This window comes from Allostreptomyces psammosilenae (assembly GCF_013407765.1).
GTDB classification, from domain to species: domain Bacteria; phylum Actinomycetota; class Actinomycetes; order Streptomycetales; family Streptomycetaceae; genus Allostreptomyces; species Allostreptomyces psammosilenae.
This window is the reverse complement of sequence record NZ_JACBZD010000001.1, coordinates 4,967,667-4,982,267: the sequence shown is the minus strand read 5'-3', so window position 1 is coordinate 4,982,267 and position 14,601 is coordinate 4,967,667. Positions and strand designations below refer to the sequence as shown.

The window sequence follows — 14,601 nt, the reverse complement described above, 5'->3', positions numbered from 1 at the left end:
TCGCGACCACCCTCCCGCCCGTCGAGGGCTGGGGGCACTCCCCGGTGCCTGCCCGGGGATGCACCCGCCCAGCCGCCGGGCCGGGGGCGAGGGGCCCACGTGCCGTGCGGGACGCGTTCGGGTGCGCCCCGGCGCGGACACGACTCGGAGGTGGTGCGGTGGTGGGATGCGGCGGATACCGGTCGGGGCCGGCGGCCCGGGACACCTCCCGGTCCGCTGGCCCCATTAGGCCCCTCCGGCCCGGCTCCGCGCCGGCCGGAGGGAGCGGCTCAGCCGCGCCGCCATCGCCCTCCGGGGACGTGCTCCCACTCGAACCCCAGCGCGCGGGGGAAGGCGCGCACGGCTTCGACGGCTCTCACGGAACGGGGCACCGGATCATCCCTTCCCGTGGCGGAGCGCGGGGTGCGCGCCGGCGGCGACGAGGTCGGCCACCGCCTCGCGCGGGGCACCGCCGGTGACCAGCGACTCCCCGACGAGCACGGCGTCCGCGCCCTCGTTGGCGTAGGCGATGAGGTCGTGCGGGCCGCGCACGCCCGACTCGGCGACCCGGACGGCGGTGTCCGGGATCAGCGGGGCCAGCCGGGCGAAGTTGTCCCGGTCGACCTCCAGCGTCTTCAGGTTGCGGGCGTTCACGCCCACCACGCGGGCGCCGGCGTCCAGCGCGCGGCGCACCTCCTCCTCGTCGTGCACCTCGACCAGCGGGGTCAGGCCGAGCGACTCGGCCCGCTCGATCAGGGAGACGAGGGCGTTCTGCTCCAGGGCCGCGACGATCAGCAGGGCGAGGTCGGCGCCGTGCGCGCGGGCCTCCCACAGCTGGTAGGCGGTGACGATGAAGTCCTTGCGCAGCACCGGGACGTCCACGGCGGCGCGGACCGCGTCGAGGTCGGCGAGCGTCCCGCCGAAGCGGCGGCGCTCGGTGAGCACGCTGATGGCCGCGGCACCACCGGCCTCGTAGTCCCGGGCCAGGCCCGCGGGGTCGGCGATGGCGGCGAGGGCGCCCTTGGAGGGGCTGGAACGCTTCACCTCGCAGATGACGCGGACGCCGTCGCCGCGCAGCGCCGCGGCGCCGTCCTTGGCCGGGGCGACCCGCTCGGCGCGCTGCTTGAGCTCGTCGAGCGAAACGCTGGCCTGCCGGACGGCGAGGTCTTCGCGGACGCCGTCGATGATCTCGGCGAGAACACTCACGCGGACTGTCCCCTTCTGGTGCGAGGTGGTGCCGGAGCCCGAACGCCTGGAGCGGTCGCGGGCGCTTCGATGCTATAGCGCCCGGGGCCGCCGGGGCGCACACCGAGGAGCTCCAGAACACACTGTGACGATCATGCGACACGGCGTGCCCGGATCTGCCGGGCGTACCGCCCCGCATCCGGTGACCCCCGGTGACCCCCGGTGACCCCGGCGACGCGGCCCGCCGCGCGGCGTGGCCGGCGCCGGCGGGGCCGCCGGCCGGGCGGTGCTCCGGGGCCCGCCGGCCGGCCGGCCGCCTCGGGGTGCCGGCGACCACCTCGGTGGGCCGGCCGCGGCGGGCGGCCTCGGCGGGCGCTGAGGTCAGCTGGCCTCGGCGCGGGCGGGCTGGCTGCCCTGACGGGCGGAGGCACGGGGCTTCTGGCCGAGGCCCATCTGGCGCATGACGCCGCCGACCACCAGGCCGGCGACGACCACCACCAGGCCGACCACGACCAGCGTCGGCGAGGCCAGGACGACGGCGATGCTGCCGATGAGGAAGCCGATCATCATGATGGTGACGGCAGTCCAAGCGGCCGGCGTGTGGCCGTGGCTGTTGGCCGACATGGGTGTTCTCCTTGTCGCGTCGCGGCGCGCGGGGGTCGCGCGGGTCGAAGTGGGCCCACCCACCCCGGCGGGGACGGTGGGACGCGATCCATTGTCCCGGGCGGTCAAGGACGTCCTCGACCGGGGTCGCCGCCGCCGCGCCGAGGGCGTCCCGCCGAGGTTGTCCACAGGCGGGAAATGGGGGCTGCGCCGGGTGATCGTCTCATGAAAGCCTGGAAGCAAGGGGGTCCCCCTTCGGGCCCCCTACGGGCGCGGGCCCGGGCTGGGTGGGGATCAGGTCCGGGGAAGGGATCAGGTCCGGGGAGGCGATCGGTGCTGAGGAGGGGGCCGGGTCTGGGTGCAGGTCAGGTCCCCGGCGGTGGCCTCGGGGCGGGATGGGAGTCGGGAGCGGACGGGGCCCCAGGTCCGGACGCGCGTCCGATTCGGGATGGGGGGCGGATCCGGGACGGGGTCGGCCCCCGGCAGGGGGCGGAGCCGGACCAGGGACGGGGGATCAGGGACGGGTGCCCGCCGGGTCGGTGTCGTCCCCCTGGTCGGTCGGGTCCTCCCCGCGGTCTATCGCCTTCCACAGCTCGGCGGAGGCGGGCTCGCGTGCGGCTCCCCCCGCCTCGGTGGCGCCGCGGCCGGCCGCGGCGGGCCGCGCGGTGCCCGCGGGGCGCTCGTAGCGGGCCGACATGCCGGGCCACAGGTGGGAGCGGGCCAGCACGACCAGACCGGATCCGGCCACCAGCGCGCCGCCGAGGGCGGCCAGCCAGGGCCATCCGCTGACCTCCACCGCCACGGCCTCCGCCGTGACCAGCCCGGAGGCGGTGGCGGCGGTGTTGTCCAGCGCGGTGGCCACCGTGTCCCCCGCCGCCGCCATGACGGCGACCGCTGCGGCCCCGGCCCCGGAGAGCGTCAGCAGCGCGCCGACGATCCGCCGGCCGGTGCGCCGCATCACCAGGGCGGCCACCACGCCGACCAGGCCGAGCAGCGCGATGGCCCCGGGCAGCGGGGTGACGTCGCCGCCGGTGACCGAGACCGGCAGCACGGCCTGCTGGAAGGAAACCTCCCCGGTGCCCCAGGTCCGGCCGGAGGCGGTCAGCAGCAGGCCGCTGCCGCCCAGGGAGCAGGCCAGCGCGGCGACCAGGCTGCGCACGCCCCGGCGGGCGCGCCGCCCGGTGCTGCCGGTGGCGCCCGACGCGGTGGTCCCGGACGCGGTGGTCCCGGAGCCTGCGGCGCCGTCAGGTGCGTCGGCCGTGTCAGGCGCGTCGGCCGTGTCGGGTGCCCCGGGCGTGCCGGGTGCGGTCGTGGTCCGGCCCGGCGTCGCCGCCTGGCCGCCGGCCGCGGGCCGGTCCGGCGATCCGTCGCTGCTCATGGTGTACCTCTTCTTACCTCGCCGGCCGCATGGTGCCGGCGGTGGCCACGGCGCGCAGCACGGCGGTCGCCTTGTTGCGGCACTCGGCGTCCTCGGCCGCCGGGTCGGAGTCGGCCACCACGCCCGCGCCGGCCTGGACGTGCGCCACGCCGTCGCGGATGACGGCGGTGCGGATGGCGATGGCCGTGTCGGAGTCGCCGGCGAAGTCCAGGTATCCGACGCAGCCGCCGTAGATGCCGCGGCGGGCCGGCTCCAGTTCCTCGATGATCTCCATGGCCCGCGGCTTGGGCGCGCCGGAGAGCGTGCCGGCGGGGAAGCAGGAGGTGAGGACGGAGAGCGCGTCGCGCCCCTGGGCGATCTCCCCGGTGACGGTGGAGACCAGGTGCATCACGTGGCTGTAGCGCTCCACGGCCATGAACTCGACCACCTCGACGGTGCCCGGGGCGCAGACCCGGCCCAGGTCGTTGCGGGCGAGGTCGACCAGCATCAGGTGTTCGGCCCGTTCCTTGGGGTCGGCGAGGAGTTCCTCGGCCAGGGCGGAGTCCTCCGCCAGGTCGGCGCCGCGGCGTCGGGTGCCGGCGATCGGGTGGACCATCGCGCGGCCGTCGGCGATCTTCACCAGCGCCTCGGGGCTGGAGCCGACGACCTGGAAGCCGCCCTCGGCCGTGCCGTCCGGTCCGGGGAAGTGGAACAGGTACATGTAGGGGCTGGGGTTGGTGGCCCGCAGCACCCGGTAGACCTCCAGGGCGCTGGCCTGGCAGGGGGCGTCGAACCGCTGCGAGGGGACGACCTGGAAGGCGTCGCCGGCCCGGATGTACTCCTTGGCGCGCTCCACCGCGGCCCGGTAGGCGTCGCTGCCGGTGCGGGAGCGGAACTCCGGCTGGACGGCGGTGTCGAGGCTGACCGCGGGCACCGCCACCGGGCGGCTGAGGTCGGCGGCCATGGCGTCCAGCCGGGCGACGGCCGCGTGCCAGGCCTCGTCGACGCCGGCGTCGCCGCCGTCGGTGTTGATCGCGTTGGCGATCAGCAGCACGGTGCCGTCCACGTGGTCGAGGACGGCGAGGTCCGAGGCGAGCAGCATGGTGGTCTCGGGCAGCCGCAGCTCGTCGGCGGCGAGGGTGGGGATGCGCTCCAGGCGCCGCACCACGTCGTAGCCGAGGTAGCCGACCATGCCTCCGGTGAGCGGGGGCAGCTGCGGGTCGCCGAGGAGGCCGTCCGGCCCGGTCACGTCCCGGGGGGTGTGCAGCACCTCCAGGGTGGCCCGGAGCACCTGGAGCGGGTCGCCGGTGGTGGGCACGCCGACCGGGGGCCGACCGAACCAGTGCGCCTGGCCGTCCCGCTCGGTGAGGACGGCGGCGCTGCGCACGCCGACGAAGGAGTAGCGCGACCAGGAGCGGCCGTTCTCCGCGGACTCCAGCAGGAAGGTGCCGGGGCGTTCGGCGGCGAGCTTCTGGTAGAGCCCGACGGGGGTGTCGCCATCGGCGAGGAAGCGGCGGGTGACCGGGATGACCCGCCGGTCCCTGGCCAGCTTGCGGAACCCCTCGAGGTCGGGGGTGACGGTGCCCGTGGTCATGCCGCCACCCTACTGGGCGGCCGTGTGCGGGACGGTGACCGGCAGGTCGCCGGCGTCGAAGCAGGTGCGGTCGCCGGTGTGGCAGGCGGCGCCCACCTGGTCGACCTTGACCAGGACGGTGTCGCCGTCGCAGTCGAGCGCCACCGAGCGGACCCGCTGGATGTGGCCGGAGGTGTCGCCCTTGACCCAGTAGTCCTGGCGGCTGCGGCTGTAGTAGGTGCAGCGGCCGGTGGTGAGGGTGCGGTGCAGGGCCTCGTCGTCCATCCATCCGACCATGAGGACCTCCCCGGTGTCGTGGCTCTGCGCCACGGCGGGGAACAGGCCGTCGCGGTCCCGCTTGAGGCGGGCGGCGATGGCGGGGTCGAGGGCGGAGGCGGCGCGCGGTGGGTTGGACATGGCTCCATTGTGCCGCCGCCCGGGACGGCCGTGGCCGGTGGTGGACATGTGACAGGGCTTGGCGCGTTCCCGACATATCGCCCGCAAAGTGATCGAAATATCCCACGTTCTGTCAGTTAAGTTCACAGTTCGGGAATAATGCCCATCCTGATGAGCAGACTGTCGGTTCCATCAGGCATGCTGCGGGGTATGAGTTTTCCTCCGCCGCCACAGCAGGGCGGACCGCACGGTCCCTGGCCCGGCTCTCCCCAGGACAACCCCGCCGGGCAGCCCGGTTGGGGACAGCAGCAAGCCCCCGGTTACGGCTACCCGCAGCAGCAGCCCTATGGCGGACAGGGCGGCTTCGGTGGCCCGGGCGGCCCGGGCTACGGCGGGATGCCGCCGCAGCCGCCGTCGGGCGGTGGTGGCCGGGGTGTCGCCGCCATCGTGATCGTCGTCGTGGTGGTCGCCGCGGTGGCCCTCGGCGGCTTCCTGTACTTCCTCAACTCGGGTAGCGACGACAACGACGACCCGATCGCCATCGAGACCCCGACCGCCTCCGCCGACGCGGAGACGCCCGCCGAGGAGACCCCGGCGGAGGAGGAGACCCCCTCCGAGGAGACCGACCCCTCCTCCGAGACCGAGGAGTACCTCTTCTTCGACCTCGAGGTCGGCGACTGCTTCGACGAGGGCACGCTGGGCCCGGACAAGGTCGACTGCAACGACCCGCACGACGGTCAGATCGTCGAGGAGGTCCCGATCTCCGAGGGCCACACCACGAGCGACGAGATCGCCGCCGAGGCCGAGGAGCTCTGCTACCCCATCCTGGAGGAGGTGTCGAGCAACCAGCCCAACTACACGTACGAGGAGCTGCTCTACACCTACTACTTCCCCACGATGGAGTCGTACGAGGACTACGGCGACCGGCAGGGTCTGTGCGCCGTGGTGGCCGACACCGCCGCGGGCGCGGTCCTCGACAACGGCCCGGTGGAGTAGTCCTCACCGGCGCACGGCGGAACCACGAACCACTGGAGGCCACTCCCCTCGCGGGAGTGGCCTCCTCGCTTTTCCCCGGCCGGCGGCGCCGACGGCACGGGCTGACGGCAGGGGCTGACGGCTCGGGCCGACGGCAGGGGCTGACGGCGGCACGGATACCGCACCGCCGTCAGCCCGCGCTCCGGCACGCGGAGTCCGCCCGTCACCCCACGGGGCGGCGCTGGGCGATCCAGGAGGCGTGCAGGCGGGCGTAGACGCCGCCCTCGATGCCGACCAGCTCGGCGTGCGGCCCGCGCTCGACCAGGCGCCCGGAGTCGAAGACCAGGACCTCGTCGGCCGCCCGGGCGGTGGACAGCCGGTGCGCGATGGTGATCGCGGTGCGTCCGCCGGCCAGCCGCTCCAGGGCCCCGGTGAGCCGGGTCTCGGTGGCCGGGTCGACGGCGGAGGTGGCCTCGTCCAGCAGCAGCAGCTCCGGGCCGGCCACGTGGGCGCGCAGCAGGGCGACGAGCTGGCGTTCGCCGGCGGAGAGCGACTCGCCGCGCTGCCCGACCGGGGTGCGCACGCCGTGCGGCAGCCCGTCCAGCCAGTCCGCCAGCCCCAGCTCGGCCGCGGCCTGGCGGATCTCCTCGTCGGTGGCGTCGGGCCGGCCGTAGCGGACGTTGCCGGCGATGGTGCTGTCGAAGAGGAAGCCGTCCTGGGGCACCATCACCACCCGGCCGCGCAGCTCCGCGAAGGAGACCTCCGGCAGGGGCACGCCGCCGAGCAGGATCCGCCCGCTGGTCGGATCCATCAGCCGGGTGAGCAGCTTGGCGAAGGTGGTCTTGCCGGAGCCGGTCTCCCCCACCACGGCGATCCGGCGCCCGGCCGGGATCTCCAGGTCCAGCTCGCGCAGCGCGGTGGCGCCGCCCGGGTAGGCGAAACCGACGCCCTCGAAGCGCAGCGAGAGCGGGCCGGCGGGCAGCGGCGTGCCGCCGGGCCGCCCCGCGGGCGCGCCGGACGCCCTGGCCGCGGCGCCGCCGGACGCCCTGGCGGGGTCGGAGACGTCGGGTTCGGTGTCCATGATCTGCAGCACCCGGCGCCAGCCGGCCAGCGCGTTCTGGGTCTCGGTGAGCAGTTCCACGCCGGACTGCACCGGGGTGACGAAGAGCGAGACCAGGAAGAGGAAGGCGACCAGGCCACCGAGGCTGATCCCGCCGTCCACGCCGAGCAGGGTGCCGGCCACCAGCACGCCGCCGATGGCCACGCCGGCCACCACCTCGGTGAGGATGGAGACCGACACGGCGCGGCGCTGGGCGGCGTCCTGGGCCGCGAGGTGGGCGTCGATGGCGGCGTCGGCGCGCTCCAGGGTGCGGCGTTCGATGGCGTGCGCGCGCACCGCGGCGGCCCCCACCACGGCCTCGGAGACGGTGGCGAGGATCGCTCCGACGCGTTCCCGCACGGCGGCGTAGGCGGTGGCCAACCGGCGCTGGTTGGTGCGCAGCAGCAGGACCAGCGGGAGGAAGCAGAACCAGACCCACAGCGTCAGCTGCCAGGAGTAGACCAGCATGATCGCGGTGGCGGCGGCCACCTGGCCGACGCTGATCACCAGGATCACCCCGCCCTGCTGGACGAACCGGCTGACGGTGTCCACGTCGCCGGTGACCCGGGAGACCAGCGAGCCGCGCATGTGGGCGGCCTGGTGCAGCACGGACAGGTCGTGGATGTGCCGGAAGGCGCGGGTGCGCAGGGAGGCGAGGCCGCGTTCGCTGCTGCGGTACAGCCGCAGGTTCATCCACCAGGTGGCGACGGCGGTCAGCACGACGGCGCCGGTGGCGAGCGCCACCATGGCGCGCACGGTGTCGAGGTCGGGGCCGCCGGCGCCGGCGATGCCGTTGTCGATGGTCTGCTGTACGGCGACCGGGACGACGATGCGGCCGACGGTGGCGAGCAGGGCCAGCAGGAGGGTGAGCGGCAGTCCCTGGGTGAACTCGGGGGTGTGGCCCAGCGCGCGGCGCAGCGTGGCCCAGCCGCTCTCCGGCGGCCGCTGGTCCGCGCCGTGCGGGCGGGTGGGGGCGGTGTGGACGGACATCAGCGGGCCTCCACCAGGTCGTCGCTGGCGGCCGGCCCGTCCGCCTCGTCCGGGTCGTGCGGGTCGTCCGTGCCGGGGTGGCCGTTCGCCTGGGCGGCGGCGCGGGCCTCGGCGCGTTCGTAGGCGGTGACCAGGCGGGTGTAGCCGGGACATCGGGCCAGTAGTTCCTCGTGGGTGCCGGAGTCCACTATTCGGCCGCCGTCCAGGTAGAGCACCTCGTCGGCCAGGGCGATGGTGGCCTTGCGGTAGGCGATGACGACGACGGTGGCGGCGACGGCGCCGGAGCGCAGCGCTCCCAGGATCTCGGCCTCGACGTGCGGGTCGACGGCCGAGGTGGCGTCGTCCAGGACGAGCAGCCGGGGCCGGCGGACGAGGGCGCGGGCCAGGGCGATGCGCTGCCGCTGGCCGCCGGAGAGGCTGGCGCCCCGCTCGCCGACGGGGGTGTCCAGGCCCTGCGGCAGTCGGGAGACGAAGCCGTCGGCGCGGGCGAGGCGGAGGGCGTCGGCGACGCGGACGTCGTCGATGTCGGCGCCGAGGGTGATGTTGCCGCGGACGGTGTCGCTGAACAGGAAGGTGGACTGGGGGACGAGGGCGGCGTGCCGGGCGAGTTCGCCGCGGGCGAGGTCCCGCAGGTCGGTGCCGTCGACGCGGATGGTGCCGCGCTCGGGGTCCAGCAGGCGGAGCAGCAGGGTGGTCAGGGTGGACTTGCCGGAGCCGGTGGGGCCGACGACGGCGATGGTGCGGCCGGGTTCCAGGGTGAGGTCGAGGCCGCTGAGGACCTCGGGGCCGTCGCCGTGCCGGTGGTGGACCCCGCTGACCTCGACCCGGGCGGGGCCGGCGTCGTCGGGCAGGGTGGCGGTGCCGTGGCTGACCCGCTCCTCGGCCGCGAGCACGGCCTGGATGCGGTCCCAGCCGACGACGCCGCGCGGCAGGTCGCCGAGGACCCAGCCGATGGCCCGCACCGGGAAGGCGAGGAGGGTGAACAGGTAGGCGACCTGGACGAGGTCGGCGGTGCTGACGCCGGAGGAGAGCCGCAGGCTGCCGACGAGCAGGACGAGCAGCACGCCGAGGCCGGGCAGCGCCTCCAGCAGCGGGTCGAAGACGGCCCGGGAGCGGCCGACGGCGATGTTGGCGTCGCGCAGCCGCCCGGCGGCGTCGGCGAATCGTTCCGTCTCCTCCGCTTCGCGACCGAGCGTCTTGACCACCAGGGCGCCGTCGAAGGACTCGTGGGCGATCTCGCTGACCTCGCCGCGCAGCCGCTGGGCGAGCGCCGCGCGTGGGCTCTGCTGCCGCTGGTACGCCGCGTTGAGCAGGGCGAGGGCGGGCAGCACGAGCAGGCCGACGGCGCCGAGGAAGGGGTCGGTCAGCAGCATCGCGACGACGGCGACGACCAGCATGGTGAGCGCGCCGACGCCCATGGCGAGCGGGATCAGCGGCAGCGCGGCGGACTCGACGTCGGAGTTGGCGACGGACAGCAGGCGGCCGGTGGGGTGGCGGGCGTGCCAGGCGAGGGAGACGTCGAGGTAGCGGCGGATCAGCCGGCGCCGGTAGCGGGCCTGGGCGCGGTAGGCGAGCAGGCCGCCGTAGATCCGGCGCAGGGTGATGCCGGCGGCCCGGACCAGCGCGGCGCCGGCGACCACCAGGAAGGCGGCGGTGAGCACGCCCGCGGTGGTGCGCCCGGACTCGAAGGCGGGGATGACGGTGGTGTCGGTGGCCCAGCCGACGGCCTCGGAGACGCCGACGGTCATCGCGCCGTAGACGGCGCCGCCGGTGGCGGCGAGGGCGAAGGTGCGCGGGTCGTCGCGGATGACGCTGCCGATCAGGCGCATGCCGCGCAGGAACACCCCGCGGCGCTCCGCGGCCGCGGCGGCCGCCGCGGCCGGGCCGGTGGCGGCAGGCGCGCCGGTCGGCTCGGGCGGCGCGGTCGGCCCGGTCGTCGCCGCTGGTTCCCCGGGACTTCGTGGGGCGCTCGGGGCGTCGGAGGTGCCGGGGGTCGCGGCGGCGCCGGGCGTGGCCGGGGTGCTCAGGGCTCCTCGGGTGCCGGGGGCGGGATCGGGACCGGGCGCGGTCAAGGGGTCCTCCATGGTGGGTGTGCGCGGACGGGGCGTGGGCGCCCGGGCGTTGCGCGGGCAGCCGAACGGGAGGGTGCCCGACGGGCCCCCTCCCTCACATCCAAGCGCACGCCCCCACCGGGCATTCCCCGATTTATCCCTGGAGGGGAAGCGGTGGGCCCCCGGCGCGTGCGCCGGCGGTCGTAGGCTGACGTCATGTCGAACCACGCGCAGCGCGAGCGTCTTCTGCTCGCCGATCTGCTGGACGGAGTCGGGCCGGACGCGAGCACCCTGTGCGCCGGCTGGAACACCCGGGACCTGCTGGTGCACCTGGTGGTCCGGGAGCGGCGGCCGGACGCCATCGCCGGCTCCGTGATCGGGCTGCTGGCGGGCCGCCTGGAGCGGGTGCAGGCGGAGTACGCGGCGAAGCCCTACGCCGAGCTGGTGCGGTTGTTCCGGGAGGGCCCGCCGAAGGGGTCGCCGTTCGCGATCTCGCAGGTGGACGAGGCGGCGAACGTCGTGGAGTTCTACGTGCACGGCGAGGACGTGCGGCGGGCGCAGCCGGAGTGGGCCGGCCGCGAGGTCGATCCGGAGCTGACCGAGGTGCTGTGGCGGCGCCTGGAGCGGATGGGCCGGGTGCTGGTGCGCAAGACGCCGGTGGGGCTGGTGCTCAGGCGGCCGAACGGCCAGGTGGTGGTGGGCCGCAAGGGCGCCCCGGTGGTGACGGTGACCGGTGAGCCGCCGGAGCTGCTGCTGTACGCGTACGGCCGCAAGGAGCACGCGCACGTCCAGCTGGACGGTCCGCCGGAGGCGCTGGAGCGGGTGCGCACCGCCAAGCTCGGCATGTGACGACGCCCGGGCGGGCGGGTCGGGGCGGGCGCCTGCGCCGTCGGCGGGCCGCCCGCCCCGCCCCGTCCTTCCGCCGGCCGGCCCGTCCGCCGGGAGGGCTCACTCCAGTTCGGCGGTGCGCACCGAGCGGGAGGCCAGGCCGATCAGGGTGCCGATGACGACGATGCCGGCCCCGCCGAGGAAGACGGCGGCGGCCCCGTAGCGGTCGGCGCCGATGCCGATGAGCGGGTAGAGCAGTGGGGGCAGCCCCATGTTCCCTATGCTGGCCACGGCCATGACCCGGCCGAGGTAGCGGGGTTCGCTGGCGGCCTGGAGCAGGGCGGCGAAGCCGATGCCGAGGACGCCGAGGGCCAGTCCGACCAGGCCGGTGAGCGCCACGGCGGCGGCCAGCCGGGGGACCAGCGGCAGGGCGGCGACGGCCACTGCGGCGGTCCCGGTGCAGGCCAGCAGCGCCATGCCCATCCGGGGCAGCCGGCCGAGGAAGGTCAGCAGCAGTGCGCTGGCGGTGGCGCCGGCGCCGAAGCCGGCACCGAGCCAGCCGAGGCCGGCCGGGCCCCAGCCCCGGGTGTCGGTGAGGATGCTCAGGCCGGCCGTGAAGACTCCGGCGAATCCCAGCTCGGAGACGACTCCGAAGAGCATCAGCGGCCCGAGCAGGCGGTGCGCGCGGACGTGCCGCAGCCCGTCCGCCAGCTCCCCCAGGGCGGCGGGCAGGCGCCGCGGTCCCCCGGGAGGCCGCCCGGGCCGCCGTCCGTCGCGGACCGGGGAGGGGGCGGGCCGGGTCGCCGGGCGGCGCGGGCCGCAGACCGGTCGGGCGCGCACCTCCAGCAGCAGGGCGACGGAGAGCGCGAAGACCAGGCCGTTGAGCAGGAAGGCCGCGGGCAGGCCGCCGGCGGCCAGGGCCACTCCCCCGGCCGGCGGGCCGCAGATGCCGGAGAAGCGGTGGCCGAGGCCGCGCAGTCCCTGGAGCCGGGTGAGCTGCTCGGGGTCGACGAGCCGCGCCGGCATGGCGCCCACGGCCGGCAGGAACAGCGCGTCGGCGACGCCGAAGGCCAGGGCCACGGCGACCAGCAGCGCCAGCGACTCGCCAGCCAGTGCCGCGAAGGCGCCGACCAGCACCATCACCAGCGCGCGGGCGCTGTCCGTCCAGACGGCGACCCGGTGCGGGCCGAAGCGGTCGGCGACCACGCCGCCGCAGAGCATCAGCAGCAGCCGGGGTGCCGCGGCCAGGGCGGTGACGCTGCCGGCCGCGCTGGCGCCGGCCAGTTGCAGCGCCGACCAGCTCAGAGCCAGGAAGTAGACGTGGTCGCCGATGTGGGCGCAGGTGTAGGCGGTGATCCAGCGCAGCACGTTGGGGTCGCGGTGCGGCGGGAGGGGCGCCGGCGCCGACTCCGTGCCGCGGGCGGGTTCCCGGCCGGTCGCCGCCGCTCCGGCGGTCGCGAGGGCCTCACCGGCCGCGAGGGTCCCACCGGGCGCGAGGGCATCCCCGGGCGCCCAGTCCTCCGCGGAGGTCCTGGGCGACGGCGCCCAGAGGCGTCCACGGCCGGTCTCCTCCTCGGTGCCGCCGGTGCGGCCACCGAGCGCGGCGGTGCTCACGGGTGTTCACCGGCGCGCCGCCGCCCGGTGCCGTCGGTGACCGGGCCGTGGGAGCGGCCCGGTCGCGGCGGCAGCGGCGTCCACCAGGGGTCACGGCAGTCCACGGCGCGCTCCGGATCCGTCATGGGCGCAATATAGTGCTTACGGATCGTGACGTGAGGCAGCCGCTGTGTCACCGATCGTGTGCGTAGTCCTCCTGCCATCGACCGCCCGGAACCGCCGTGAACTGCCACGGTCCGCCGGGAGGCCGACGGGGCCGGCGGCGGGTGGGGCCGGATCGCTCCGACTCCATCCGCCGCCGGCCCCGCCCGGCCGAACCGCCCGGCCGAACCGCCCGGCCGAACCGCCCGGCTCCGCGGTGCTCAGCGCACCGGGTGCCCGGCCTCCCGCAGCGCGTCCTTGACCTGGCCGATGCGCAGGTCGCCGAAGTGGAAGACGCTTGCGGCGAGCACCGCGTCGGCGCCGGCGGCCACGGCGGGGGCGAAGTCATCGACCCGGCCGGCCCCGCCGGAGGCGATCACCGGCACGTCCACCACGGCCCGGACCCGGCGCAGCATGTCCAGGTCGTAGCCGTCCTTGGTGCCGTCGGCGTCCATCGAGTTCAGCAGGATCTCCCCGGCGCCCAGCTCGGCGGCGCGCCCGGCCCACTCCACGGCGTCGATGCCGGTGCCGCGCCGCCCGCCGTGCGTGGTGACCTCGAAGCCGGACGGGGTGGGCTGTCCGCCCTCGGGGACGCGCCGGGCGTCCACCGAGAGCACCAGCACCTGCCGGCCGAACCGCTCGGCGATCTCCCGGATGAGCTCCGGGCGGGCGATGGCCGCGGTGTTCACGCCGACCTTGTCCGCGCCGGCCCGCAGCAGGCGGTCGACGTCGTCCACGGTGCGCACCCCGCCGCCCACGGTGAGCGGGATGAACACCTGCTCGGCGGTGCGGCGCACCACGTCGTAGGTGGTCTCGCGGTTGCCGGAGGAGGCGGTGATGTCCAGGAACACCAGCTCGTCGGCGCCCTCGGCGTCGTAGACGCGGGCCATCTCCACCGGGTCGCCGGCGTCCCGCAGGTTCTCGAAGTTCACGCCCTTGACGACCCGCCCGGCGTCCACGTCCAGGCAGGGCACCACGCGTACCGCGACGCTCATCGCCCGGCCACCGCCCGGACCGCGGCCAGCGCCTCGGGCAGGGTGAAGGCGCCGGCGTACAGCGCCTTGCCGACGATGGCGCCCTCCACGCCCTCGGGCACGAGGGAGGCGATGGCCCGCAGGTCGTCCAGCGAGGAGACGCCGCCGCTGGCCACGACGGGTGCCTTGGTGGCGGCGCAGACGTCCCGGAGCAGCTGGAGGTTGGGGCCGGCGAGCGTGCCGTCCTTGTTGACGTCGGTGACGACGTAGCGGGCGCAGCCGTCGGCGTCGAGGCGGGCCAGGGTCTCGAACAGCTCGCCGCCCTCCCGGGTCCAGCCGCGGCCGGCCAGGGTGGTGCCGCGCACGTCCAGCCCGACCGCGATCCGGTCGCCGTGCTCGGCGATGGCCGCGCGGGTCCACTCGGGGTCCTCCAGGGCGGCGGTGCCGAGGTTGACCCGGGTGCAGCCGGTGGCCAGGGCGGCGCGCAGCGACTCGTCGTCGCGGATGCCGCCGGAGAGCTCCACCTTGACGTCGAGGCGGCCGACGACCTCGGCGAGCAGCTCGCGGTTGGAGCCGGTGCCGAAGGCGGCGTCCAGGTCGACGAGGTGGATCCACTCGGCGCCGTCCTCCTGCCAGGCGAGGGCGGCGGCCAGCGGGTCGCCGTAGGAGGTCTCGGAGCCGGACTCGCCCTTGACCAGGCGGACGGCCTGGCCGTCGCGCACGTCGACGGCGGGGAGCAGTTCGAGTCGGGTGTCGGTGGTCATGGTCTGCGCGGTCCTCGGGTTGCGGCGGTGCGTCGGGCTTCGGGCGGTGGGCGGTGTGGTGCGTCGGGCGGG

13 protein-coding genes are annotated in these 14,601 nt (G+C 75.9%); 2 read left to right on the top strand and 11 right to left on the bottom strand.

Features of this window, described 5'->3' with window-relative positions; translation table 11 throughout:
* Positions 1 to 375 precede the first annotated feature (375 nt).
* The 5 genes from trpC to hisI all read right to left on the bottom strand — a co-directional run bounded on the left by trpC (position 376) and on the right by hisI (position 5,114).
* On the bottom strand, positions 376 to 1,185 hold the full coding sequence (gene trpC / locus FHU37_RS20625) for an indole-3-glycerol phosphate synthase TrpC (protein ID WP_179815616.1): 810 nt from the start codon (positions 1,183 to 1,185) through the stop codon (positions 376 to 378).
* 360 nt (positions 1,186 to 1,545) lie between these two features.
* Positions 1,546 to 1,788 (bottom strand): HGxxPAAW family protein, encoded by a 243-nt coding sequence (locus FHU37_RS20620; RefSeq protein WP_179815615.1) that lies wholly within the window; start codon positions 1,786 to 1,788, stop codon positions 1,546 to 1,548.
* 493 nt (positions 1,789 to 2,281) lie between these two features.
* Complete coding sequence (locus FHU37_RS20615; RefSeq protein ID WP_179815614.1) at positions 2,282 to 3,145, bottom strand: TIGR02234 family membrane protein; 864 nt, start codon at positions 3,143 to 3,145, stop codon at positions 2,282 to 2,284.
* A 13-nt stretch (positions 3,146 to 3,158) separates the two neighbouring features.
* On the bottom strand, positions 3,159 to 4,718 hold the full coding sequence (locus tag FHU37_RS20610; protein ID WP_179815613.1) for an anthranilate synthase component I: 1,560 nt from the start codon (positions 4,716 to 4,718) through the stop codon (positions 3,159 to 3,161).
* A 9-nt stretch (positions 4,719 to 4,727) separates the two neighbouring features.
* A complete protein-coding gene (gene hisI / locus FHU37_RS20605; protein ID WP_179815612.1) occupies positions 4,728 to 5,114 on the bottom strand; it encodes a phosphoribosyl-AMP cyclohydrolase in 387 nt (128 codons plus the stop codon).
* A gap of 189 nt (positions 5,115 to 5,303) precedes the next feature.
* On the opposite strand from hisI, the gene FHU37_RS20600 reads away from it, so the two are divergent.
* Positions 5,304 to 6,089: a hypothetical protein gene (locus FHU37_RS20600; protein ID WP_179815611.1), complete on the top strand. Its 786-nt coding sequence runs from the start codon at positions 5,304 to 5,306 to the stop codon at positions 6,087 to 6,089.
* A 202-nt stretch (positions 6,090 to 6,291) separates the two neighbouring features.
* On the opposite strand, the gene FHU37_RS20595 is transcribed toward FHU37_RS20600, so the two are convergent.
* Together FHU37_RS20595 and FHU37_RS20590 are read right to left on the bottom strand one after the other, a co-directional pair.
* Entirely contained in the window at positions 6,292 to 8,157 is a 1,866-nt protein-coding gene (locus FHU37_RS20595) for an ABC transporter ATP-binding protein (RefSeq protein ID WP_179815610.1), read from the bottom strand.
* Entirely contained in the window at positions 8,157 to 10,229 is a 2,073-nt protein-coding gene (locus FHU37_RS20590; protein WP_246450019.1) for an ABC transporter ATP-binding protein, read from the bottom strand. Before FHU37_RS20590 ends, FHU37_RS20595 begins: the two co-directional genes overlap by 1 nt.
* A gap of 195 nt (positions 10,230 to 10,424) precedes the next feature.
* Here FHU37_RS20590 and FHU37_RS20585 point away from each other — a divergent pair, with 195 nt between their 5' ends.
* Positions 10,425 to 11,057, top strand: a complete 633-nt coding sequence (locus FHU37_RS20585; protein WP_179815609.1) for a TIGR03085 family metal-binding protein — start codon at positions 10,425 to 10,427, stop codon at positions 11,055 to 11,057.
* 99 nt (positions 11,058 to 11,156) lie between these two features.
* Here the strand turns inward: FHU37_RS20585 and FHU37_RS20580 are convergent, their stop codons facing one another.
* From FHU37_RS20580 to priA, 4 genes are all read right to left on the bottom strand, one after another.
* Complete coding sequence (locus tag FHU37_RS20580; RefSeq protein ID WP_179815608.1) at positions 11,157 to 12,650, bottom strand: MFS transporter; 1,494 nt, start codon at positions 12,648 to 12,650, stop codon at positions 11,157 to 11,159.
* Positions 12,647 to 12,775, bottom strand: a complete 129-nt coding sequence (locus FHU37_RS29105) for a hypothetical protein (protein ID WP_281394668.1) — start codon at positions 12,773 to 12,775, stop codon at positions 12,647 to 12,649. The genes FHU37_RS20580 and FHU37_RS29105 overlap by 4 nt, the downstream gene beginning before the upstream one ends.
* 237 nt (positions 12,776 to 13,012) lie before the next feature.
* Positions 13,013 to 13,786: an imidazole glycerol phosphate synthase subunit HisF gene (hisF, locus tag FHU37_RS20575; protein ID WP_179815607.1), complete on the bottom strand. Its 774-nt coding sequence runs from the start codon at positions 13,784 to 13,786 to the stop codon at positions 13,013 to 13,015.
* A complete protein-coding gene (gene priA, locus FHU37_RS20570) occupies positions 13,783 to 14,529 on the bottom strand; it encodes a bifunctional 1-(5-phosphoribosyl)-5-((5-phosphoribosylamino)methylideneamino)imidazole-4-carboxamide isomerase/phosphoribosylanthranilate isomerase PriA (RefSeq protein ID WP_179815606.1) in 747 nt (248 codons plus the stop codon). The genes hisF and priA overlap by 4 nt, the downstream gene beginning before the upstream one ends.
* Between the last annotated feature and the right edge of the window lie 72 nt (positions 14,530 to 14,601).

Bases quoted from the DNA above. Each gene is read 5' to 3' on its own strand.
- FHU37_RS20620 (WP_179815615.1), bottom strand. From the start codon at position 1,788: ATGTCGGCCAACAGCCACGGCCACACGCCGGCCGCTTGGACTGCCGTC.
- FHU37_RS20615 (WP_179815614.1), bottom strand. From the start codon at position 3,145: ATGAGCAGCGACGGATCGCCGGACCGGCCCGCGGCCGGCGGCCAGGCG.
- FHU37_RS20610 (WP_179815613.1), bottom strand. From the start codon at position 4,718: ATGACCACGGGCACCGTCACCCCCGACCTCGAGGGGTTCCGCAAGCTG.
- hisI (WP_179815612.1), bottom strand. From the start codon at position 5,114: ATGTCCAACCCACCGCGCGCCGCCTCCGCCCTCGACCCCGCCATCGCC.
- FHU37_RS20600 (WP_179815611.1), top strand. From the start codon at position 5,304: ATGAGTTTTCCTCCGCCGCCACAGCAGGGCGGACCGCACGGTCCCTGG.
- FHU37_RS20595 (WP_179815610.1), bottom strand. From the start codon at position 8,157: ATGTCCGTCCACACCGCCCCCACCCGCCCGCACGGCGCGGACCAGCGG.
- FHU37_RS20585 (WP_179815609.1), top strand. From the start codon at position 10,425: ATGTCGAACCACGCGCAGCGCGAGCGTCTTCTGCTCGCCGATCTGCTG.
- FHU37_RS29105 (WP_281394668.1), bottom strand. From the start codon at position 12,775: ATGACGGATCCGGAGCGCGCCGTGGACTGCCGTGACCCCTGGTGGACG.
- hisF (WP_179815607.1), bottom strand. From the start codon at position 13,786: ATGAGCGTCGCGGTACGCGTGGTGCCCTGCCTGGACGTGGACGCCGGG.
- priA (WP_179815606.1), bottom strand. From the start codon at position 14,529: ATGACCACCGACACCCGACTCGAACTGCTCCCCGCCGTCGACGTGCGC.